Genomic DNA, 20,989 nt, shown 5'->3' with positions numbered 1-20,989 from the left:
TACGGACGGCGGCCGGACTCTTGTCGACGGCCTCGGCGATCTCGTCGTAGTCCAGGGCGAAGACCTCCCGCAGCACGAACACCGCCCGCTCGGTCGGCGTCAGCGTCTCCAGGACCAGCATCATCGCCATCGAGACGCTGTCGGCCAGCTCGACGTCCTCGGCCACGTCGGGCGTGGTGAGCAGCGGCTCGGGCAGCCAGGAGCCGACGTAGGACTCCTTGCGGCGGCCGAGCGTACGCAGCCGGTTCAACGCCTGCCGGGTGGTGATCCGCACCAGGTACGCGCGCGGGTCGCGCACCTCGGCGAGGTCGACGCCCGCCCATCGCAGCCAGGTCTCCTGGAGCACGTCCTCGGCGTCGGCGGCCGAGCCGAGCAGCTCGTAGGCGACGGTGAAGAGCAGGTTGCGATGGGTGACGAAGGCGTCCGTGGCGACGTCCGTGCGCCCGCCGCCGAGCCGTTCGGTGCCCGCGTCGACGCCCTGCTCCTCGCGGTCGTTCTCCTCGCTCATGACCAGCAGCTCCCGCTCGTTCGCCCGCATCCGTGTCATGCGCACAGGACACCGGTCACCGGCCTCCCGTGACACCCGGGCCGAGTGGCGCACGTCACATTGTGGACCTGTCACAGGATCCGGGCCGTCGGCATCTTGTGTTCGTTCCGTACGAACCACAGTGAGGACGAGGCCATGGACATCCGATTCAACCTCTTCGAGAACGAGCTCGGCGCCCGGTTCGCCAAGCGGTTCGCCGGTTTCGCCCAGCTGCTCCACCAGTCGCCGCTGCCGCAGTCCACGCAGGAGCTGGTCTCGCTGCGCGCCAGCCAGATCAACGGCTGCGGGCACTGCATCGACATGCACACCAAGGAGGCCGCGGCCGCCGGGGAGAGCGCGGTCCGGCTGCACCTGGTCGCCGCCTGGCGGGAGTCGACCGTGTTCACCGAGGCGGAGCAGGCCGCGCTGGCGCTCGCCGAGGAGGGCACCCGGCTCGCCGACGCCCACGAGGGCGTGTCCGACGAGACCTGGGCGCTCGTGCGCAAGCACTACGACGACGACCAGATCGCCGCCCTGGTCACCCTGGTCGCCCTGATCAACGCGGCCAACCGGCTCGCCGTGATCGTGCACCAGCCGGGCGGCTCCTACGAGGCCGGCATGTTCGCCGCCGCGATGGGCTGACGCCCGGCGGCAGACGTCCGGCGGCCGACGCCCGACGGCACGCGATGGGCTGACGTCCGGCGGCAGACGCGGCTGGTCCGGCCCGGCCCGGCTCGGGGTTCCTCCCTCCCGAGCCGGGCCGCCGCATGTCCGGGGCCGGGCGGCCGCACGTCCGGGGCCGGGCCGCCGCATGTCCGGGGCCGGGCCGCCGCATGTCCGGGGCCGAGCCGCCGCACGTCCGTGGCCGGGTCATCGCACGCCCCGGCCCGGGCCGCCGCATCACCCCGGCCGGGCAGGCCCCTCGGTCACGATTGGGTTTCGGCCACCCCGCACCCCCTTGCCAGCCACCCGTGTAATCGATTCCAATCCTCCGTGTAATCGATTCCACGAGGAGGTGGAACGGCGATGGCGAGCATCAAGGACGTCGCCGCCGAGGCGGGCGTGTCCGTCGCGACGGTCTCGCGCGTCCTCAACGGCCACCCGTCCGTCAGCCCGGACGCACGCACGCGCGTGCTGGCCGCCGTCGAGACGCTGGGCTACCGCCCGAACGCCGTCGCCCGGTCGCTGCGCACCGCCCAGACCCGCACCCTCGGCCTGGTCATCAGCGACGTGCTGAACCCGTACTTCACCGAACTGGCCCGCTCCGTCGAGGAGGAGGCCCGCGCGCTCGGCTACAGCGTCATCATCGGCAACGCCGACGAGCGGCCCGACCTCCAGGACCACCACGTCACGACGCTGCTGGACCGCCGTATCGACGGGCTGCTCGTCTCCCCCACCGACGGCGGCTCCCCGCGCATGCTGGACGCCGCGCGGGCCGGGACGCCCATGGTGTTCGTCGACCGCTGGATCCCCGGCGTCGACGTGCCCGTGGTGCGGTCGGACGGGCGGGCCGCGGTGCGGGACCTGGTCGCGCACCTGTACGGGCTCGGGCACCGGCGGCTCGCCATCATCGCCGGGCCCGCCGCCACCACGACCGGCCGCGAGCGCGTCGACGCCTTCCGCGAGGCGCTGGCCGCGTACGGGCTCCCGCTGCCCGACGCCTACATCGGCCAGGGCGACTTCCAGGCCGACAGCGGACGCCGGGTCACCGAGGGCTTCCTCGACCTGCCCGAGCCGCCCGAGGTCGTCTTCGCCGCCGACAACCTGATGGCGCTCGGCGCCCTGGACGCCGTACGCGCGCGCGGGCTGCGGATCCCCGACGACATCGCACTCGCCGCGTTCGACGACATCCGCTGGTTCGTGCACACCGATCCGCCGGTCACCGCGATCGCCCAGCCCACGGGCGACCTCGGCCGGGCGGCCGTACGCGCGCTGGTCGACCGCATCGAGGGGCGGGCCGGCGCGTCCGTCACCCTCCCGGCGCGGCTCGTCGCGCGCCGCTCCTGCGGCGAGGCCGCCCCTACGCGAGAAAACCCGTCCCCCGTACGAAGGAGTACGCCGTGAGCAGCCGCAGTCCGGACGAGTTGCTGCGCATCGAGGGCATCCGCAAGACCTTCCCCGGTGTCGTCGCGCTCGACAGCGTCGACTTCGACCTGCGCCGGGGCGAGGTGCACGTGCTCCTCGGCGAGAACGGCGCGGGCAAGAGCACGCTGATCAAGATGCTCTCCGGCGCCTACACGCCCGACGCCGGGCGGATCCTGGCCGGCGGCGAGGAGGTGCGCATCAACGGTGCGCAGGACTCCGAGCGGCTCGGGATCGCCACCATCTACCAGGAGTTCAACCTCGTCCCCGATCTGACGGTCGCCGAGAACATCTTCCTGGGGCGCCAGCCGCGCCGGCTCGGCATGATCGACCGGAAGAAGATGGACGCCGACGCCGAGGTGCTGCTGAAGCGCGTCGGTCTGCGCGTCTCGCCCCGTACCCGCGTGCGCGAACTGGGCATCGCCCGGCTCCAGATGGTCGAGATCGCCAAGGCGCTCAGCCTGGACGCGCGCGTGCTCATCATGGACGAGCCGACCGCCGTGCTCACCTCCGAGGAGGTCGAGAAGCTGTTCGCCATCGTGCGGCGGCTGCGCGAGGACGGCGTCGGCGTCGTCTTCATCACCCACCACCTGGAGGAGATCGCCGCCCTCGGCGACCGGGTCACGGTCATCCGGGACGGCAGGAGTGTCGGGCAGGTGCCCGCCTCCACCCCGGAGGACGAGCTCGTGCGCCTCATGGTCGGGCGGTCGATCGAGCAGCAGTACCCGCGCGAACGCGGTGACGCCGGCGAGGCGTTGCTCAAGGTCGAGGGGCTGACCCGGGACGGCGTCTTCCACGACGTGAGCTTCGAGGTGCGGGCCGGTGAGGTCGTCGGCATCGCCGGGCTCGTCGGCGCCGGGCGGACCGAGGTGGTGCGTGCCGTGTTCGGCGCGGACCCCTACGACGCCGGGACCGTGCACGTCGCGGGCGCCCCGCTGCGCCGGCACGACGTGAACGCCGCGATGGCCGCCGGGATCGGGCTCGTCCCCGAGGACCGCAAGGGCCAGGGACTCGTCCTCGACGCCTCCGTCGAGGAGAACCTCGGGCTGGTGACGCTCAGGTCCACCGCCCGTGCCGGGCTCGTCGACCTCAAGGGGCAGCACGAGGCGGCCGGGCGGATCGCCGGGCAGCTCGGCGTGCGCATGGCCGGACTCGGCCAGCACGTGCGGACCCTGTCCGGCGGCAACCAGCAGAAGGTCGTCATCGGCAAGTGGCTGCTGGCCGACACCAAGGTGCTGATCCTCGACGAGCCGACGCGCGGCATCGACGTCGGCGCCAAGGTCGAGATCTACCAGCTCGTCAACGAACTGACGGCCGCCGGTGCCGCCGTGCTCATGATCTCCAGCGATCTGCCGGAGGTGCTCGGCATGAGCGACCGGGTCGTGGTCATGGCCCAGGGCCGCGTCGCGGGCGAACTGCCCGCCGAACAGGCCACCCAGGACGCCGTGATGGCCCTCGCCGTCAGCACGCACACCAACGGAACGGAGGCCCCCCGTGGCCACTGACACGCTCAAGAGCAAGCCGGGCGCGCAGGGCGCCACGGGCGGCCTGCGCCGTCTGCTCCTCGACAACGGCGCGCTGACCGCGCTGATCGTCCTCGTCGTCGCCATGTCGGCGCTCTCCGGGGACTTCCTGACCGCCGACAACCTCCTCAACGTCGGCGTGCAGGCCGCCGTGACGGCGATCCTCGCCTTCGGCGTCACCTTCGTCATCGTCTCGGCGGGCATCGACCTGTCCGTCGGCTCGGTCGCCGCGCTGTCGGCCACCGTGCTGGCGTGGAGCGCCACCGAGGCCGGGATGCCGGTGGTCCTCGCGGTGCTGCTGTCCGTCCTGACGGGCATCGCGTGCGGTCTGGTGAACGGCTTCCTCATCTCGTACGGGAAGCTGCCGCCGTTCATCGCGACGCTCGCCATGCTGTCGGTGGGGCGCGGTCTGTCGCTGGTCATCTCGCAGGGCTCGCCGATCGCCTTCCCGGACTCGGTCTCGCACCTCGGTGACACGCTGGGCGGCTGGCTGCCCGTGCCGGTCCTCGTGATGATCGTGATGGGCCTGATCACGGCCTTCGTCCTCGGCCGGACCTACATCGGCCGCTCCATGTACGCCATCGGCGGCAACGAGGAGGCCGCGCGGCTGTCCGGCCTGCGCGTGAAGCGGCAGAAGCTCGCCATCTACGCCTTCTCCGGCCTGTTCGCCGCCGCGGCGGGCATCGTGCTCGCCTCCCGGCTGGCCTCCGCGCAGCCGCAGGCCGCGCAGGGCTACGAGCTGGACGCCATCGCCGCCGTCGTCATCGGCGGCGCCTCGCTCGCGGGCGGCACCGGCAAGGCGTCGGGCACGCTCATCGGCGCGCTGATCCTCGCGGTGCTGCGCAACGGCCTCAACCTGCTGTCCGTCTCCGCGTTCTGGCAGCAGGTCGTCATCGGTGTCGTCATCGCGCTGGCGGTGCTGCTTGACACGCTGCGCCGCAAGGCGGGGGCGACCACTCCGGCGGCCGGGACCGGGGACGGCAAGGGGAAGCAGGCGTTGACGTACGTGATCGCCGCCGTCGTCGCCGTGGCCGTCGTCGGCGCGACCTCGCTGCTGCACGGCGGTTCCTCGGGGGCGGGCAAGTCGCAGAAGATCGGCCTGTCGCTGTCGACGCTGAACAACCCGTTCTTCGTGCAGATCCGCGCCGGTGCCGAGGAGGAGGCGAAGAAGCTGGGCGTGGACCTGACGGTCACCGACGCGCAGAACGACGCCTCGCAGCAGGCCAACCAGCTCCAGAACTTCACCAGCGGCTCCCTCTCGTCGGTCATCGTCAACCCGGTGGACTCCGACGCCGCCGGTCCCTCGGTGCGCGGCGCCAACAAGGCCGACATCCCCGTGGTCGCGGTGGACCGCGGCGTCAACAAGGCCGACACGGCCGCGCTGGTCGCCTCCGACAACGTCGAGGGCGGTCAGCTCGGCGCCAAGGCACTCGCCGAGAAGCTCGGCGGCAAGGGCACGATCGTCATCCTCCAGGGCCAGGCCGGCACCTCCGCCAGCCGGGAGCGCGGGGCGGGCTTCGCGGCCGGCCTCAAGGCTTACCCGGGCATCAAGGTCGTCGCCAAGCAGCCCGCGGACTTCGACCGCACCAAGGGCCTGGACGTGATGACGAACCTGCTCCAGGCGCACCCCGGCATCAACGGCGTCTTCGCGGAGAACGACGAGATGGCGCTCGGCGCGCTCAAGGCGCTCGGCTCCAAGGCCGGCAAGTCGGTCCAGGTCGTCGGCTTCGACGGCACGCCGGACGGGCTGAAGGCGGTCGAGGCGGGCACGCTGTACGCCTCCGTGGCGCAGCAGCCGAAGGAGCTGGGCAGGATCGCCGTACAGAACGCGCTGCGGGCGGCCGAGGGCAAGAAGGTGGAGAAGATGGTGAAGGTTCCTGTGAAGGTGGTCACCAAGGAGAACGTGGCCGGCTTCGGCGGCTGACGGCCCTTCGGGGACACGGGCACACGGGCGGGCGGTCACCTGGACCGCCCGCCCCTCACTCGGACTCACGCGGACCTACTCTGATCGGGGAGCGATTCATGTACGACTACGACCTGCTGGTCGTGGGGTCGGCCAACGCCGACCTGGTGATCGGCGTCGAACGGCGGCCCGGTGCCGGCGAGACGGTGCTCGGCACCGACCTGGTCGTCCACCCGGGCGGCAAGGGCGCCAACCAGGCGGTGGCCGCGGCCCGCCTCGGCGCCCGTACGGCCCTGCTGGCCCGGGTCGGCGACGACTCCCACGGCCGGCTGCTGCTGGACTCGCAGCGGGCGGCCGGTGTCGACACGGTCGGTGTGCTGGTGGGCGGGGCGCCGACCGGCGTCGCGCTGATCACCGTCGACCCGTCCGGGGACAACAGCATCGTGGTCTCGCCGGGCGCCAACGGCCGTCTGACACCGGGTGACGTCCGGGCCGCGTCCAGCCTCTTCCACGCCTCCCGGGTCGTGTCGACGCAGCTGGAGATCCCGCTGGAGACGGTGGTGGAGGTGGTGCGGTGCCTGGCGCCGGACAGCCGCTTCGTGCTGAACCCGTCGCCGCCGCAGCCGCTTCCGCAGGAGATCCTGGCGGCCTGCGACCCGCTGATCGTCAACGAGCACGAGGCGAAGGTGATCCTCGGCGAGGCGTGCGTGAGCGAACGCCCCGAGGACTGGGCCGGGCTGCTGCTGGCCAAGGGCCCGCGTTCGGTGGTCGTGACGCTTGGCGCCGAGGGCGCGCTGGTCGCCTCGGCGGCGGGGGGCGTCTCGCGGGTGCCGTCCGTGACGGTGGAGGCGGTGGACACCACGGGCGCCGGTGACGCGTTCACGGCGGCGCTGGCCTGGCGGCTCGGCACGGGCGCGTCGCTCGCGGAGGCGGCGGCGTACGCGGCCCGGGTGGGCGCGGCGGCGGTCACGAAGGCGGGGGCGCAGGTGTCGTACCCGACGGCGGCGGAGGTCGATGCGCTGTGAGCGGGGAGACGGCGAAGAGGGAAGCACCGTGAAGAAGTCCGGCATACTCAACCGCCACCTCGCCGGCGCCCTGGCCGAACTCGGCCACGGCGACGGCGTGCTGGTCTGCGACGCGGGCATGCCCATCCCCGACGGGCCCCGTGTCGTGGACCTGGCGTTCCGCGCCGGCGTGCCGTCCTTCGCCGAGGTCCTGGACGGCCTGCTGGCCGAGCTGGTGATCGAGGGCGCGACGGCGGCGACGGAGGTCCGGGACGCCAACAAGGAGACGGCGACTCTCCTGGCCGGCCACTTCCCGAACCTGTCCCTGGTCCCGCACGAACGCCTGAAGACCCTCTCGGCGAGCGCCCGCCTGGTGGTCCGCACGGGCGAGGCCCGGCCTTACGCGAACGTGCTGTTGCGGTGCGGGGTGTTCTTCTAGGCGCGCAGGCATCTTCGCGTGGTTCCGGTCTGCCGACCGAGACCCGGCTTCCCCACTGCCATCGGCTTCCGGCAGCAGATCGCGGGGGACGACGACTGGCGCGAGGACGAGGACAACGTCGAGCTCAACAACGATCTGGTGCACGACGTCAACACCACCACGGCGGCCTTCTGGCAGGCGGAGATCACCTGCCACAACAAGATCACTGCACTGGTGGGCGGCTCCACACTGATCCTCGAGGACGGTGCGCAGAAGCGACTGCTGGAGCGCGGCACCAGCACCTACGGTTTCACCGCCGATCTCCTGAACCAGTCCAAGGAACTGCCCTGGGGCAAGACCGTGGAGAAGGAGCGGCACGGGCTCGACTGGCTGGGGCACCAGCTGACGGAGTTCGGCAAGGGCTTCGTCGTCGACGGTGTGTGGGGCACGATCCGGGGCCTCGGCACCCTCGTCGGCGTCGACGGCTGGGATGCCGCGGGTGAGGCGTGAAAGGGGCTCGGCAAGCTCGCGACCGGCTTGCTCATCACCGCGGTGCCCGTCGTCGGCGACGTGTACTGGAGGATGCCCGAGGACAAGCTGCCCTCGTACCTCCGCGACTCCCGCAACACGGTCAAGGAGGCGGGCAAGGCGCTGGTCGCCTGGGACCAGTGGGGCGACAACCCCGCACGGGCGGGCGGTGCGGTCACCTTCAACGTCCTGACCACGGTGTTCACCGGGGGAGCCGGAACGGCGGCGAAGGGCGGGGCAGTGGCCCGCACGGTCGGCGCGCTCGGCAAGACGGCCCGGCTGGTCGACCCGATGACGTACCTCGGCAAGGCCGCGAAGTTCGGCACGGTCAAGGTCACCGACCTGTTCGCCGGCCTGCGGAGCGTGCACGCGGGCGCCTACGACGACATCCTCTCCGGCGCGGGCCGGGTCCAGCCCGACGGCAGCGTGGTCAGGGTCGCCGACGACATGCCGGTCATCCGCGGCAACGTCGTGGAGTGGCCGGACGGAACCCGGCTGAACCTGGACGACGGCTCGGTCGTCCGCGCGGACGGGACGGCGGCACCGGCAAAGGTGGAACTGTCTGCGGCGGACCGGGAGTTACTGGAGCAGAACCTGCCGCACGAGGAGGGGGCGCTCTTCGGGGCGGGCGACCGGGCGGGCGTGCATGCGGCCGGGGGCACGGCAGCCCACGTCGGCGAAGGTGCGACAGGCCGGGCCGGTGGGAACACGGCACCGGCCGCTCATGCCGGCGAGCACTCCGGAAATCGCGGCACGGACACCGTGCCGGCACGCGACACCGGAGGACATGCGGCGGGCGGCGACGGGCACGCGGGCGGCGGAGCCGAGGGTGGCTCGATTCCCGCCCAGCGCGGCGGGACCGGTGGTAGCCACGGAGGTGGCAACGGTCCGGACGGATCACCATCCGGCGGCCGCAATCCGCTGGACGCCGAACGCGAGACCATGCGCCGACAGGTCCAGCGCGCCAACAACGACCCCGAGTGGTTCAAGGAGTACTACCGCGAGAACGGATATCGGCGCTCCACGTCCGCCGAGGGCGGATACGGCCAGGCCGTACCCCAGCTCAGGCGCAATCCGTTTGCTCCATCCGAGTGGATCGCGGCGAGTGACATGCCTCCAGCGATCAAGGAGGGCTACATACGCCCGGAACCCATCCCGGGCAAGGTGTCCGACCTCCCCGACGAGGTTCTGAAGGACCTGAACGAACAGGCCGCCAAGCGGGACGCGGCCGTCAAGGCCGACAAGGCAGCGGAGAAGGCCCTCACGGCCGCGGAGAAGGCCTACGCCGCCAACCCCACGGCCGAACTGGCCGCCGCGAGGGATCTGGCCGACAGCACGCACTCGCCACTCCACGGCAACGCCAACAAGCAGGGCGAACTACTCGGCGAGTACGCGGCCGAGCAGCACGCGATACCGGAGCACTACCCGGGCGCGGAACGCCTGGACGACGGGGCGTTCGGGAACAACCGGTTCGACCAGGTGTACCGGACGCCTGAGGGCCGGTACGTGGTGGTCGAGGCAAAGGGGTCCACGAAAGCATCCCTCGGAGTGCGCAAGGGACACAGTGGGCGGTTGGTGACGCAGGGGACGAAGGAGTATTTCGAGACCATCCTTGACGAAATGGAAAGTAGAGCCAACCGCAACGAAAGACGAGGTCGACTCGAACAGGCCTCTGCGGAAAACGCTCTGAGGGAGGAGCTCAGAAGTGCCCTCAAAGAGGGCAGAGTGGACTACATCCTGGTCAAAGCCAAGTTTGATGGCGCTCTGTACGCTGGTTATGAGATGAAGCAGTTCGACCTGACGAAATGAGAAAGCCGCCCGTGTTCACGAAAGTTACCCGGCCTATGCTGGAAGGTAGCCACCCAGATCCTGACGCGTTCCGGGCCGAATTGAACGAGCGCATTCTCCGTAAGATCGAGGAGCTGACGGAGTGGCCACAAAGCTTTGGCATGACCTTCAGCAGCGCCTTGCACACCGCCAAGCTCCAGTGCTCCCTCGACCCCACCGCCGACAAGCTGGAGACGTGGGAAGCCTGGGTCATGGCCATGCAGGTCGGGTCTGCCCTGTTCGCCTCGGCGACCGCTCCCGAGGGCTCCACCGTGGAGTGCGTGATCGGCCATGAGCTGCGGACGATCCCCGCCGTGGGGGTCACGCACTTCACCGACGCCGGTAGCTGGCTGGAAGCCTTCTGGCTGGCGGTCGTCTGCCGGGACCAGACGCGGATGACGCAACTGTGCGAGGTGCCGGTCGAGACGCTGCGGGCCTCCGGCGCCGTCTTCGAGGAGTACATCTACCACTGGGTCGACGCCCTCCAGACGTACTGGCTGGAGCGGCCGGGACTCGGGGAGAAGCTCGTCGCCGCGTTCAACGGGACCGATCCGGACCGGCTTCGGTTCATGGACCGCGAGATGATGCTCAAGGTCCTGTATCCGCCGATCAATCTGTTCTTCCGCTTCGTCAAGCGGGACCCGGACCAGTTCAACGAGGCCCTGGTGCAGGCGCTCGAGCTCCACAAGGAGTACTGGACCGCGAGCGAGGAGCGCCAGGAGACGGGCGACGGCGACATTCCCCTCGGCATCCTCGCCGTCACCTGCCTCGCCCACGACGCCGGACTGCCCGTCGAGGTCGAGTCGGAATACCTGCCCGAGCACCTGCTCAAGCGCAGCTGGCTCGGCGAATTCCCCACCTGACACGAGGTAGACCATCACCATGACCGCCCAGGACTACGACAGCCAGCTCCTCGAATCCGTCGCCGTGCGACGGCGGCGGTTGCGGGACGCCCTGTTGTTCGGGGTGCAGCGGCAACGGCGTGCCGTGGACGAGCGGGTGGGGAAGGTGATCGCCGGAATGGTGATCGCGGCCGTACTGTGCGCGGGCTGCGTGGGGTGGTCGTTCGTGTCGCACCGGCTGATCGGGCAGAGCCCGTACTCTCCCGGCGCCTCCACGCCATGAGCCTCCCGTGCCCTGTACGAGCCGCTCCTGACCACCCTGCGCGAGACGGGCACCACGGCGCTGGTGATGACCGGCGACCGCACCGAGGGACAGCTCTTCCCCGGTCTGTACGCCTCCCGGCAGCCACCCGGCCGCGGCACCCTGGTCCGCCGTGGCCAGAACCACCGGCTCGTCCAGACCGCGCTGGCCGGAGCCGGAGAGGAGGAGTCGTGACCAAGGACGTCATCGCCCTCACCTCGAAGATGCCGGACGCCTGGGCCCTGCTGGCCGGCCTGTACGCGGGCGGACCCGAGGCGAGCGTGACCGCGGGCTCCGACGGCGCCGTGCTGCGGCTGTGCGCCCCGGACGGCAGGCCCCTCGTGTCCGTGGAGGCCCCACTGCTGGTCCAGGTCCCCGGGGAGGCCGAACGGCTGCTCGGACGGGACGTGCCCGTGCCGTTCTGGTGGACCGAGGTCCGGGCCTCGGGCGCCGTGCCCGAGGCCGAGCGGCTGGCGGAATCGGCGTGCGGGCGGCTCGCCCTGCTGCTGGGCGGCAGTGTCTGGCCCGGCCCGGCGGCGAACACCGAGGTCGTGGACATTCGGGCGGCCGTCGCGCCGGACGACGGACAGCCGGTCGTGGACGTCCTCACCGACAGCACGTCCGTCGTCCTGGCCGACCGGCCCGTCCTCGCCCTGACCACCTGGCTCTCCGAGGTACTGCGAGGCACCTCCGAGTCGGACCGCGCCCTGCAGATCGTCACCCCGCCGCATGTCCGGCTCAGCGCCGCGGCCCGCGCCACCCTCCTCCAGATACCCAACCGCTGGGTCGTCCAGGACCCGGCACAGGGCTACTACGACGGGCTGTCCGGGGCGGTGCTGCGGTGGCGGAACGGGACGTTCGCGCCCATGACCGGGGCGGACGGTACGGGCACGGTCGCCGAGGCGTTCGGCCGGACGTCCCCGTCGGGCGACCGGCAGCTCGTCGTGGCGTTCCGTACGGTGCTCCCCCCGCACGAGGACACCGTCCTGGGCGAAGGACTCGAGGCCGCCTGGCGCGCACTCACCGGCTCGGCGCCGGCCGGCTGGGGCACCGCGGAACCCGTCAACCTGCCCTGGTCACCACGTCGGCTGACCGGGCTGGCCCGTGACCGGGCGCCCGAGCCGACCCATCTGATCGTGACGGGGCATCCCGGCCGGCCCGCGCTGGCGTGGATCCGGGTCACGCGGACGACCTCCGGGGTCGAACAGGACGTGACGCTCACCCTCGGATACGGGGAGGGCGAGGAACCGCCGCTTGAGGCGATCGAGCCGCTCGCCGAGACCCTCGTCGTGGAACACGGCCTGACGACGATGCTGGCCTCGGTGCGGCGGGCCTCCCGCGACCTCACCACGGCGCCCGTGCTCCAGGCGCCACCCGTCCCGGTCGCCTTCACCCTGGGCGCGCGGGACGTGCGGGGCATCGGCCTCACCCACGCCCGCCGCCCGCCCGTCGAGGTACGGCCGGTCGCCCTGGGGCCCGCCTCCGGGCCGGCTCTGCACTATCCGCTGGGCGACGGGTCGGACACCGGCGCCCTCGGCGAGCTGCACCGATTGGCGGCGCATCTGCGGGCCGGTGTGCCGGGAGCGGGGGCGGACGCCTGACGGTGTGCTCCGCGTCGGCGGACCTGAGTTCGTCCACAGCTCCCCGGGGGGCCGCCCCCTCGCCCCCGCTCACGCCCCGGGCGTGCGGATGGCGTCGATGATGTGGGTCCAGTTGTCCTTTCCGTGGCCCGCGGCGATCGCTTGACGGTAGTGCGACTGGACCGCGCGTGGGAGGGCCAGGTCGATGCCCGCGGCGGTGCTCGTGGTGACGATGTGGTCCGCGGTGGCGCCCATCATGGTCACCGTGCTCAGGTGGCCCGGATGCTCACCGGCGTCGATCTGGGCGCCGATGTTCTCCCCGGCCTGGAGGATCGCCGGGATGTCGGACAGGGTCGGCATCAGTTCCGTGACCGCCTCCGACGCGGTGATGCCGGCCGAGCCGAGGAGCGCGGTGGCGTGCAGCAGGGAGGACAGGGCCGTCAGGAACACGTCGAGGTGGGCCTGGTACATGAGCTGGGCCAGCCCCGGGTCCTCGCCGAGGTGGCGGGGCGTGCCGATGCGGGCCAGTGCCGGGCGGTGCGTCTCGAAGGGCTCCGTCGGTCCGCTGTAGTACACGTACGCCGCCTCGGTGCCGACCATCGCCGCGGGCACCATCACCCCGCCGGTCACGAAGTGCGCCCCGTGTCCGGCCGCCCAGTCCGCGGCCTCGCGGGCGCGGTCGGGGGTGTCCGAGCTCAGGTTGACGATCGTGCGGCCGGCGAGCGCGTCGGTCGCGGTCCCCAGGACGTCGTACATCGCCTGGTAGTCGGTGAGGCTGAGGATCACCAGCTCACCGGCGGCGACGGCCTCGGCGGGCGAGGCGGCCAGGGTGGCGCCGTCGGCCACGACGCCCTCGGCCCGGCCGGGGGTGCGGTTCCAGACGGTGACCGGGTGGCCGGCGGCGAGGAGTGACCGCACCATGGCCTGGCCCATCGGGCCCAGTCCGATGAGGGTGACGGGGGTGGTGTTCATGCGGCATCTCCTTCGGTGGAGGCTCGGGAGGCGGTGGCGCGCAGGCTCTCGTAGATCCTGGGGAAGCCCTCCCCGCCGTGGCCCGCGGCGATCTGGCGGCTGATCAGTGCCTGGACGGCGGCGATCGGGGCGGGATCGACGCCCTGCTCCTCGCTGGTGCGCACGATGTGCGAGAGGTCGGAGAAGTCCAGGCTCTGCTGGCCGGGGACGGTGTAGTCGCCGCCGTCGACCACCTTCGCGTAGTCGGCGAGACCGTGGGTCATCGCGGCCAGGAAGGGGGCCTGCCGGGCGGCGAAGTCGGACGCGGTCATCCCCGCCGAGGCGACCATCGCCGCGCCGTGGAAGAAGCCCGCGAACATCTGGTACATCCCCGACAGCATCGCCAGGTCCACCAGCGAGGCCCGTCCGGCGTCCTCGCCGTGGTACTCGCTGGTGGACCAGACGTCGAGGGTCGGCAGAAGCGCGTCGTACGCGTCGCGCGAACCGCTGTAGAGGATCCGGCCCTCGCGGCTCGCGATCATGGCGGGCACGGCCATGACCGCGCCGTCGAGGTGGACGATGCCGTGGCCGGCCGCCCAGGAGGCGAGGGTGCGGGCCTCGTCGGGCGTGGTGGTGGTGAGGTTGACGAGGGTGCGGCCGCGCAGCTCGTCCGCGGCCGGGGCGAGGGTCTCCTGGACGGAGGGGAGGTCGAGCAGGCAGGCGACGACCACCGGACTCGCCGCCACGGCCTCGGGGACCGAGCCCGCGGTACGGGCGCCCTGGGCGGCCAGGCCCTCGGCGCGTCCGGCGGTGCGGTTCCAGACGGTCACGGAGCGGCCGGAAGCGAGCAGCGTGGCCGCCAGGGCGCTGCCCATCGCGCCGAGGCCGAGCAGGCTGACGTCGGTCGGAGGGAGGGGATTTCGCGTGGTTTCAGGCACGTCGATCATCCTGCGCAACGCGGTATCGTCGCGGAAGTACCCACTATTTACTGCGGTACTTACCTTTTGGTAAGCAGGGAGGTTCCATGGCGAAGGCACCCCGCAACGGCCCCTACATGTGCGGTATCGACGCGGCGCTGGACGTCGTCAGCGGCAAGTGGAAGGGCCTCGTCCTGTGGGAGCTGCACACCCACGGCGTCCGGCGCTTCGCCGAGCTGCGGCGCGGTCTGCCGGGCGTGAGCGAGAAGATGCTGACGCAGCATCTGCGGCAGATGGAGGAGGACGGTCTCGTCCACCGCAGGGTCTACGCGGAGGTCCCGCCGAGGGTGGAGTACTCCCTGACCGAAGCGGGCGCGGCACTCAACGAGGCGCTGCAACCGCTCGGCGCGTGGGGCCGTGAGCGGATCCAACGGGACGGCCTCGTCGTCGCCGACCCCGGCACGGCGGTGGCACCGGCGCCCTGACGGCATCCGCCCCGCACATGCTTCGAGGGGGCCCGGTCACCGACCGGGCCCCCTCGGGTCCCTCCCCCTCAGTCCCCCCGCGATCCCCCCGGATCTCCCCCCGCAGGCGTCCTGATGCCAAGTACGACCCGCGGGGTGGGGGGAGGGTTGCACGGGTCGTCCAAGATTTTTGTGCGGCGGTCGGTCAGCCGAGTTCTCTCGCCGCGTAGAGGGCGTTTCGGGCCCCGGTCGTCAGGGCCCAGTAGCGGTCTCCGTAGGACCAGTGCCACCACTCCGTCGGGTAGTTGACCAGGCCCGCGGCGGTGAGGGCCGTGGCCAGGACCGTGCGCAGGGTGCGAGCCTCGGCGCCGATGTTCGCCGCCCCCGTGTAGCAGGCGCCCGCGCTCTCCTCCGGTGTGGCGTTCACACGGGTGCCCAGGTCGAGTTCGCGACCGTCGGCGTCCACGAGGGTCAGGTCGACGGCCGCCCCCGCGCTGTGGGGGGCTATCTCGGGCGGAGACACGTAACGGCTGGCTGCGGAGCGGATCTTCCCGGCAGGCCACTCCGGGTGGTCCGCCCGCAACCCGTCCGCGTACGTGTCGAAGTAGCGCCGCTGGAGGGCCGGGGGACGGTAGCCCTCGATGAACAGCAGCCGCATCCCGTCGGGCAACTGTGCCTGCGCGTCTACGAGTCGGTGGAGGACGCCCTCCCGCAGGTGGGCAAAGGCTTCGCCGGAGTCCGCGCGCTTCCGTTCGTCGACCAGCAGGCGGCCGTCACCGCGGACGTTCACGAGCGGTTCGCCGCACTCCTGGACAGGTACGGCCGCGACCCTCGGATCAGACATCAGTACGACTTCGGTCATGGGCTGATCATCCCGCAGGCCACGTGTCCTCTACTGTGACGCGTCATGACGGTCCTGATCATCGGTGGCAGCGGGTTCCTGGGCGCGGAGCTGGTCCGGCAGGCGGTGGCGGCCGGGTACGCGACGGCGGCGACCTTCGCGACGCGGCCCGGCAGTGTTCCGGGAGTCGCCTGGCACGCACTCGACCTGCGCGATCCCGAACACGTCGAGCAGGTCGTCGCCGAGGTGAGGCCGCGCGTCGTCGTCAACGCCACGAGCGGCGACTCCGACTGGGCCGTCACCGCCGAGGGTCCCGTCCGGCTGGCGAAGGCCGCGGCGGCGTACGGCTTCCGCCTCGTGCACGTCTCCAGCGACGCGGTGTTCTCGGGCGCTCGGGTCCACTACGACGAAACCTGTCTCCCCGACCCCGTCACGCCCTACGGCGCGGCGAAGGCCGCCGCGGAGACGGGCGTTCGCCTCGTGTGTCCGGAGGCCGTCGTGGCCCGCACGTCGCTGATCATCGGCGACCGGCGGTCCGCGCACGTCCGCGCGGTGCACGACCTCGTCGCCGGCACCCGCGACGGCGCCCTGTTCACCGACGACGTCCGCTGCCCCGTCCACGTCAGCGACCTCGCCGCCGCCCTCCTGGAGCTCGCCGCCTCCGACGCGCACGGCGTGCGTCATCTGGCGGGACCGGAGGCGGTGAGCCGCCACGAACTCGGCACTCTGATCGCCGGACGCGACGGACTCGACGCCTCCCGCCTGCCCACCGGCCTGCGGGCCGAGAGCGGGCTTCCCGGGGCCCTCGACGTACGGCTCGACAGCCGGGCCACGCAGCGCACCCTGCGCACCGCGCTGCGGGGCGCCCGGGAGTTCCTCACCGGCGAGAACTAGGCGGCGTGCTGCGCGAAGCGCGTCACCGTCTCCGCCAGTACCTCCCTGCCGTCTCTCGCCCACAGGGCGTCGTTGAAGAGTTCGACCTCGATGGCGCCCGTGTAGCCCGCCGTGTCCACGTAGGCCTTCCACTCGCGCATGTCGATCGCGCCGTCGCCCAGTTGGCCTCGGCCGTTGAGGACGCCCTCGGGGAGCGGGGTCGTCCAGTCGGCGAGCTGGAAGGTGTGGATGCGGCCGCCCGCGCCCGCCCGGGCGATCTGCGCGGTGGCCTGGTCGTCCCACCAGATGTGGTACGTGTCGACCGTGACGCCGACCTGGTCGGCGGGGAAGCGTTCCGCGAGGTCCAGGGCCTGCGTGAGGGTGGAGACCACGCAGCGGTCCGAGGCGAACATCGGGTGCAGCGGTTCGATGGCCAGGCGGACACCGCGCTCGGCCGCGTAGGGGCCGAGGACGGCGAGGGCGTCCGCGATGCGCTCACGGGCCCCGTGCAGGTCCTTGCTGTCGAAGGGGAGCCCGCCGGAGACCAGCACCAGCGTGTCCGTGCCCAGCGTGGCGGCCTCGTCGATCGCGGCGTGGTTGTCGCCCATCGCCTCGGCCCGTTCGACGGGATCGGTCGCCGTGAGGAAGCCGCCCCGGCACAGGGTGGTGACGCGCAGGCCGGCGTCGCGGACCAGCTTGGCCGCCGCCTCGACGCCGTACGCCTGGACCGGTTCGCGCCACAGGCCGACGTTGCCGATGCCCAGGTCGCGGCAGGCGGCGGTGAGTTCGGGGAGGGACAGCTGCTTGACCGTCATCTGGTTGATGCTGAAGCGGGACAGGCCGGGGTCGGTCATCGGTTCACTCCGTGCAGCGCGAGCAGGGTCCGCATGCGTTCCTCCGCCAGTTTCGGGTCCGGGAACAGGCCCAGGCCGTCGGCGAGTTCGTAGGCGCGGGCCAGGTGCGGCAGGGAGCGGGCCGACTGGAGGCCGCCGACCATCGTGAAGTGGCTCTGGTGGCCCGCCAGCCAGGCCAGGAAGACCACGCCCGTCTTGTAGAAGCGGGTGGGGGTCCGGAAGAGGTGGCGCGAGAGGGGGACCGTCGGGTCGAGGAGGGCGCGGAAGCCCTCCGTGTTCCCGGTGTCCAGGACGCGGACCGCCTCCGCCGCCAGCGGGCCCAGCGGGTCGAAGATGCCGAGCAGGGCGTGGCTGAAGCCCTGGTCGTCGCCGGCGATCAGCTCCGGGTAGTTGAAGTCGTCGCCCGTGTAGCAGCGCACGCCCTGCGGCAGGCGGCGGCGCAGGTCGATCTCGCGCTGGGCGTCGAGGAGGGAGACCTTGATGCCGTCGACCTTGTCGGGGTGGGCGGCGATGACCTCCAGGAACACGTCCGTCGCCGCGTCCAGGTCGGACGAGCCCCAGTAGCCCTCGAGGGCCGGGTCGAACATCGGGCCCAGCCAGTGCAGGATCACCGGCTCGGCGGACTGGCGCAGCAGGTGGCCGTAGACCTCCAGGTAGTCCTCGGGGCCCCGGGCCGTGGCGGCGAGGGCGCGGGACGCCATCAGGATGGCCCGCGCGCCCGACTCCTCCACCACCGCGAGCTGTTCCTCGTAGGCCGCCCGGACCTCGGCGAGGGTGCCGGCGGTGAGCTGGTCCGTGCCCACGCCGCAGGCGATACGGCCGCCGCACGCCTTCGCCTCGGCGGCGGACCGGCGGATCAGCTCCGCCGCGCCGGCCCAGTCCAGGCCCATGCCGCGCTGCGCGGTGTCCATCGCCTCGGCGACGCCGAGCCCGTGCGACCACAGGTGGCGGCGGAAGGCGAGGGTGGCGTCCCAGTCGACGGCGGCGGGCCCGTCGGGCGTGGTGTCGGCGTACGGGTCGGCGACGACGTGCGCCGCGGAGAAGACCGTACGGGACGTGAAAGCGCTTCCTCCGCTCAGGGCCAGGGGTTCGGTGCGCGGCTCGTAGGCGCGCAGGGTGCCGTTCGCGTCGGGCAGGTGCAGGGTCACAGCGCGATCTCCGGTACGTCGAGGCGGCGGCCCTCCGCCGAGGACCTCAGGCCCAGTTCGGCGAGCTGGACGCCGCGGGCGCCGGCCAGCAGGTCCCAGTGGTAAGGGGCGTCGGCGTAGACGTGGCGCAGGAACAGCTCCCACTGGGCCTTGAAGCCGTTGTCGAACTCGCCGTTGTCCGGGACCTCCTGCCACTGGTCGCGGAAGACCTCGGTGGCGGGGATGTCCGGGTTCCACACCGGCTTCGGGGTGGCGGAGCGGTGCTGGACACGGCAGTTGCGCAGGCCCGCGACCGCGGAGCCCTCGGTGCCGTCGACCTGGAACTCCACCAGCTCGTCGCGGTTGACGCGGACCGCCCAGGACGAGTTGATCTGCGCGATCGCGCCGCCGTCCAGCTCGAAGACGCCGTACGCCGCGTCGTCGGCGGTGGCGTCGTAGGGCTTGCCGTCCTCGTCCCAGCGCTGGGGAATGTGGGTGGCGGTCAGGGCCTGCACGGAGGTCACGCGGCCGAACAGCTCGTGGAGCACGTACTCCCAGTGCGGGAACATGTCGACGACGATGCCGCCGCCGTCCTCGGCACGGTAGTTCCACGAGGGGCGCTGCGCGGACTGCCAGTCGCCCTCGAAGACCCAGTAGCCGAACTCGCCGCGCACGGACAGGATCCGGCCGAAGAAGCCGCCGTCGATGAGGCGCTTCAGCTTGAGCAGGCCCGGCAGGAACAGCTTGTCCTGGACGACGCCGTGCTTGATGCCGGCCGCCTGCGCGAGGCGGGCGAGCTCCAGGGCGCCGTCCAGGCCGGTGGCCGTGGGCTTCTCGGTGTAGACGTGCTTGCCGGCGGCGATCGCCTTCCTGATCGCCTCCTCGCGGGCCGAGGTCACCTGGGCGTCGAAGTAGATCTCGACGCTCTCGTCGGCGAGGACCGCGTCCAGGTCGGTGGAGACGTGCTCCAGGCCGTGCCGCTCGGCCAGCTCCCGCAGCGCGTACTCGCGGCGGCCGACGAGGACCGGTTCGGGCCACAGCACGGTGCCGCCGCCGAGGTCGAGGCCGCCCTGCTCGCGGATGGCCAGGATGGAGCGGACGAGGTGCTGCCGGTAGCCCATGCGTCCGGTCACACCGTTCATGGCGATACGCACCGTCTTGCGTGTCACGTCGTTCCCTTCGTACGCGGTCCGCGCGCCGCATGCGCCGAGGTTCGGGGCGGGCGATACAGCAAGCGCTTTCTATTCGCTATGAAGCTAGCCTGTGGACGGTGGTCGGGACAAGACCGTGACCCGGGCGAGTTGTTCGAGCAGGCGAACAGCGGCGGGCGGTGGCCGTAAGGTCTGCACGGGACCGGGCCGGAACCGGGCCGGGACGGGTCCGTGCAACCCGTGTGACCCGTGTGGCCCGTGTACGAAGGCGTACGACGAGAGCGCGACCGGAGGACGAGGACATGACGGTGACACTGGCGGACGTGGCGGCCCGCGCCCAGGTCTCCCCCGCGACGGTGTCGCGCGTGCTGAACGGGAACTACCCCGTGGCCGCCTCCACCCGGGACCGGGTGCTCAAGGCGGTCGACGAGCTGGACTACGTGCTCAACGGCCCCGCGAGCGCGCTGGCCGCCGCGACGTCCGACCTGGTCGGGATCCTGGTCAACGACATCGCCGACCCCTTCTTCGGGGTGATGGCCGGGGCGATCCAGTCGGAGATCGTGGGGCCGGGCGGCAGAGCCGGCGGCGAGAGACTCGCCGTGGTCTGCAACACCGGCGGCGCCCCGGAGCGCGAGCTGACCTACCTCACGCTGTTGCAGCGGCAGCGCGCGGCGGCCGTCGTGCTGACCGGCGGGGCGATGGAGGACGCGGCGCACCAGGCGGCGGTGGCGACGAAGCTGCGCAAGCTGTCGGAGGCCGGGACGCGGGTGGTGCTGTGCGGGCGGCCGCCGGCGCCGGAGACCGGGGCGGTCGCGCTGACCTTCGACAACCGCGGGGGCGGCCGGGCGCTCACCGAGCACCTGCTCGGGCTCGGGCACCGGCGCCTCGGCTACATCGCGGGCCCCGAGGAGCGGACCACGACCCGGCACCGGCTGGAGGGACACCGGGCCGCGCTCGCCGCGCACGGCGTCGAGGAGGACCCCCGCTGGACGGTCCACGGCCGCTACGACCGGCAGTCCGGCTACGAGGCCACGCTGGAGCTGCTGCGCAGGGACCCGGCCCTGACCGCGGTCGTCGCCGCGAACGACACGGTCGCGCTGGGGGCGTGCGCGGCGCTGCGGGACTCGGGGCTGCGGATCCCGGCGGACGTGTCGGTGGCCGGCTTCGACGACCTGCCGTTCAGCATCGACGCGGTGCCGGCGCTGACGACGGTCCGGCTGCCGCTGGCGGAGGCGGGGGCGCGGGCGGGGCGGATCGCGATGGGGCGGGAGGAGGCT

The 20,989-nt window shown here is 72.1% G+C and carries 21 protein-coding genes and 1 pseudogene; 15 read left to right on the top strand and 7 right to left on the bottom strand.

The features are described from left to right. On the bottom strand, positions 1 to 508 hold a 508-nt coding region (locus GTW67_RS22650; RefSeq protein ID WP_202437566.1), incomplete at its 3' end, for a sigma-70 family RNA polymerase sigma factor. A gap of 174 nt (positions 509 to 682) precedes the next feature. On the opposite strand from GTW67_RS22650, the gene GTW67_RS22645 reads away from it, so the two are divergent. From GTW67_RS22645 to GTW67_RS22590, 12 genes and pseudogenes are all read left to right on the top strand, one after another. Further along, positions 683 to 1,168, top strand: a complete 486-nt coding sequence (locus tag GTW67_RS22645; protein WP_161166642.1) for a carboxymuconolactone decarboxylase family protein — start codon at positions 683 to 685, stop codon at positions 1,166 to 1,168. Positions 1,169 to 1,552: 384 nt separating this feature from the next. Beyond that, entirely contained in the window at positions 1,553 to 2,590 is a 1,038-nt protein-coding gene (locus GTW67_RS22640) for a LacI family DNA-binding transcriptional regulator (protein WP_161166641.1), read from the top strand. Next, positions 2,587 to 4,113, top strand: a complete 1,527-nt coding sequence (locus GTW67_RS22635; protein WP_161166640.1) for an ATP-binding cassette domain-containing protein — start codon at positions 2,587 to 2,589, stop codon at positions 4,111 to 4,113. Before GTW67_RS22640 ends, GTW67_RS22635 begins: the two co-directional genes overlap by 4 nt. Further along, positions 4,103 to 6,055 carry a substrate-binding domain-containing protein gene (locus GTW67_RS22630; protein WP_161166639.1) on the top strand — a complete coding sequence of 651 codons (1,953 nt, stop codon included), beginning with the start codon at positions 4,103 to 4,105 and terminating at the stop codon, positions 6,053 to 6,055. Before GTW67_RS22635 ends, GTW67_RS22630 begins: the two co-directional genes overlap by 11 nt. A gap of 98 nt (positions 6,056 to 6,153) precedes the next feature. Continuing rightward, positions 6,154 to 7,059, top strand: a complete 906-nt coding sequence (locus GTW67_RS22625; protein WP_161166638.1) for a ribokinase — start codon at positions 6,154 to 6,156, stop codon at positions 7,057 to 7,059. 28 nt (positions 7,060 to 7,087) lie between these two features. Then, positions 7,088 to 7,477: a D-ribose pyranase gene (gene rbsD / locus GTW67_RS22620; protein ID WP_161166637.1), complete on the top strand. Its 390-nt coding sequence runs from the start codon at positions 7,088 to 7,090 to the stop codon at positions 7,475 to 7,477. Between the two features lie 18 nt (positions 7,478 to 7,495). Next, on the top strand, positions 7,496 to 7,966 hold the full coding sequence (locus GTW67_RS22615; protein WP_161166636.1) for a hypothetical protein: 471 nt from the start codon (positions 7,496 to 7,498) through the stop codon (positions 7,964 to 7,966). 27 nt (positions 7,967 to 7,993) lie between these two features. Further along, positions 7,994 to 9,793, top strand: coding sequence for a hypothetical protein (locus GTW67_RS22610; protein ID WP_161166635.1), 1,800 nt, complete (start codon positions 7,994 to 7,996; stop codon positions 9,791 to 9,793). A gap of 140 nt (positions 9,794 to 9,933) precedes the next feature. Continuing rightward, positions 9,934 to 10,674 carry an immunity 49 family protein gene (locus GTW67_RS22605; RefSeq protein WP_237518985.1) on the top strand — a complete coding sequence of 247 codons (741 nt, stop codon included), beginning with the start codon at positions 9,934 to 9,936 and terminating at the stop codon, positions 10,672 to 10,674. A gap of 19 nt (positions 10,675 to 10,693) precedes the next feature. After that, positions 10,694 to 10,936 carry a hypothetical protein gene (locus GTW67_RS22600; RefSeq protein ID WP_161166633.1) on the top strand — a complete coding sequence of 81 codons (243 nt, stop codon included), beginning with the start codon at positions 10,694 to 10,696 and terminating at the stop codon, positions 10,934 to 10,936. Next, positions 10,937 to 11,149: pseudogene (locus GTW67_RS22595) on the top strand (hypothetical protein); the annotation flags it as partial. Further along, the gene (locus GTW67_RS22590) at positions 11,146 to 12,555 is read left to right on the top strand and encodes a DUF6177 family protein (protein WP_161166632.1); all 1,410 of its coding nucleotides are present in this window, start codon (positions 11,146 to 11,148) and stop codon (positions 12,553 to 12,555) included. The pseudogene GTW67_RS22595 and the gene GTW67_RS22590, both read left to right, overlap by 4 nt. Positions 12,556 to 12,624: 69 nt before the next feature. Here GTW67_RS22590 and GTW67_RS22585 read toward each other — a convergent pair whose 3' ends face one another. Both GTW67_RS22585 and GTW67_RS22580 read right to left on the bottom strand, forming a co-directional pair. Further along, positions 12,625 to 13,506, bottom strand: coding sequence for an NAD(P)-dependent oxidoreductase (locus GTW67_RS22585; protein ID WP_161166631.1), 882 nt, complete (start codon positions 13,504 to 13,506; stop codon positions 12,625 to 12,627). After that, positions 13,503 to 14,423, bottom strand: a complete 921-nt coding sequence (locus tag GTW67_RS22580; RefSeq protein WP_346010717.1) for an NAD(P)-dependent oxidoreductase — start codon at positions 14,421 to 14,423, stop codon at positions 13,503 to 13,505. Before GTW67_RS22580 ends, GTW67_RS22585 begins: the two co-directional genes overlap by 4 nt. An 86-nt stretch (positions 14,424 to 14,509) precedes the next feature. Between GTW67_RS22580 and GTW67_RS22575 the strand changes: the two genes are divergently transcribed. After that, entirely contained in the window at positions 14,510 to 14,887 is a 378-nt protein-coding gene (locus GTW67_RS22575) for a winged helix-turn-helix transcriptional regulator (protein WP_161166630.1), read from the top strand. 184 nt (positions 14,888 to 15,071) lie between these two features. Here the strand turns inward: GTW67_RS22575 and GTW67_RS22570 are convergent, their stop codons facing one another. Continuing rightward, positions 15,072 to 15,728, bottom strand: coding sequence for a M15 family metallopeptidase (locus GTW67_RS22570; protein ID WP_161166629.1), 657 nt, complete (start codon positions 15,726 to 15,728; stop codon positions 15,072 to 15,074). A 45-nt stretch (positions 15,729 to 15,773) separates the two neighbouring features. Between GTW67_RS22570 and GTW67_RS22565 the strand changes: the two genes are divergently transcribed. Then, complete coding sequence (locus GTW67_RS22565) at positions 15,774 to 16,601, top strand: SDR family oxidoreductase (RefSeq protein ID WP_161166628.1); 828 nt, start codon at positions 15,774 to 15,776, stop codon at positions 16,599 to 16,601. On the opposite strand, the gene GTW67_RS22560 is transcribed toward GTW67_RS22565, so the two are convergent. The 3 genes from GTW67_RS22560 to GTW67_RS22550 are packed head-to-tail and all read right to left on the bottom strand — an operon-like array spanning position 16,598 to position 19,730. Then, a complete protein-coding gene (locus GTW67_RS22560; protein WP_161166627.1) occupies positions 16,598 to 17,434 on the bottom strand; it encodes a sugar phosphate isomerase/epimerase family protein in 837 nt (278 codons plus the stop codon). The genes GTW67_RS22565 and GTW67_RS22560 overlap by 4 nt on opposite strands. Then, positions 17,431 to 18,582: a DUF993 family protein gene (locus GTW67_RS22555; RefSeq protein WP_161166626.1), complete on the bottom strand. Its 1,152-nt coding sequence runs from the start codon at positions 18,580 to 18,582 to the stop codon at positions 17,431 to 17,433. The genes GTW67_RS22560 and GTW67_RS22555 overlap by 4 nt, the downstream gene beginning before the upstream one ends. Further along, positions 18,579 to 19,730, bottom strand: a complete 1,152-nt coding sequence (locus GTW67_RS22550) for a Gfo/Idh/MocA family protein (protein WP_161166625.1) — start codon at positions 19,728 to 19,730, stop codon at positions 18,579 to 18,581. Before GTW67_RS22550 ends, GTW67_RS22555 begins: the two co-directional genes overlap by 4 nt. A 284-nt stretch (positions 19,731 to 20,014) precedes the next feature. Here GTW67_RS22550 and GTW67_RS22545 point away from each other — a divergent pair. Continuing rightward, positions 20,015 to 20,989, top strand: a 975-nt coding sequence (locus GTW67_RS22545) for a LacI family DNA-binding transcriptional regulator (protein WP_161166624.1), incomplete at its 3' end; no start/stop codon positions are given.

It is taken from the genome of Streptomyces sp. SID5910 (genome assembly GCF_009862125.1).
Classification (GTDB): Bacteria; Actinomycetota; Actinomycetes; order Streptomycetales; family Streptomycetaceae; genus Streptomyces.
The sequence above is the reverse complement of the archived record's forward strand: the minus strand, read 5'-3'. Positions and strand labels throughout refer to the sequence as shown.

Coding starts and splice junctions, on each gene's coding strand:
- GTW67_RS22645 (WP_161166642.1), top strand. CDS start 683: ATGGACATCCGATTCAACCTCTTCGAGAACGAGCTCGGCGCCCGGTTC.
- GTW67_RS22640 (WP_161166641.1), top strand. CDS start 1,553: ATGGCGAGCATCAAGGACGTCGCCGCCGAGGCGGGCGTGTCCGTCGCG.
- GTW67_RS22625 (WP_161166638.1), top strand. CDS start 6,154: ATGTACGACTACGACCTGCTGGTCGTGGGGTCGGCCAACGCCGACCTG.
- GTW67_RS22605 (WP_237518985.1), top strand. CDS start 9,934: ATGACCTTCAGCAGCGCCTTGCACACCGCCAAGCTCCAGTGCTCCCTC.
- GTW67_RS22600 (WP_161166633.1), top strand. CDS start 10,694: ATGACCGCCCAGGACTACGACAGCCAGCTCCTCGAATCCGTCGCCGTG.
- GTW67_RS22585 (WP_161166631.1), bottom strand. CDS start 13,506: ATGAACACCACCCCCGTCACCCTCATCGGACTGGGCCCGATGGGCCAG.
- GTW67_RS22575 (WP_161166630.1), top strand. CDS start 14,510: ATGGCGAAGGCACCCCGCAACGGCCCCTACATGTGCGGTATCGACGCG.
- GTW67_RS22570 (WP_161166629.1), bottom strand. CDS start 15,728: ATGACCGAAGTCGTACTGATGTCTGATCCGAGGGTCGCGGCCGTACCT.
- GTW67_RS22565 (WP_161166628.1), top strand. CDS start 15,774: ATGACGGTCCTGATCATCGGTGGCAGCGGGTTCCTGGGCGCGGAGCTG.
- GTW67_RS22560 (WP_161166627.1), bottom strand. CDS start 17,434: ATGACCGACCCCGGCCTGTCCCGCTTCAGCATCAACCAGATGACGGTC.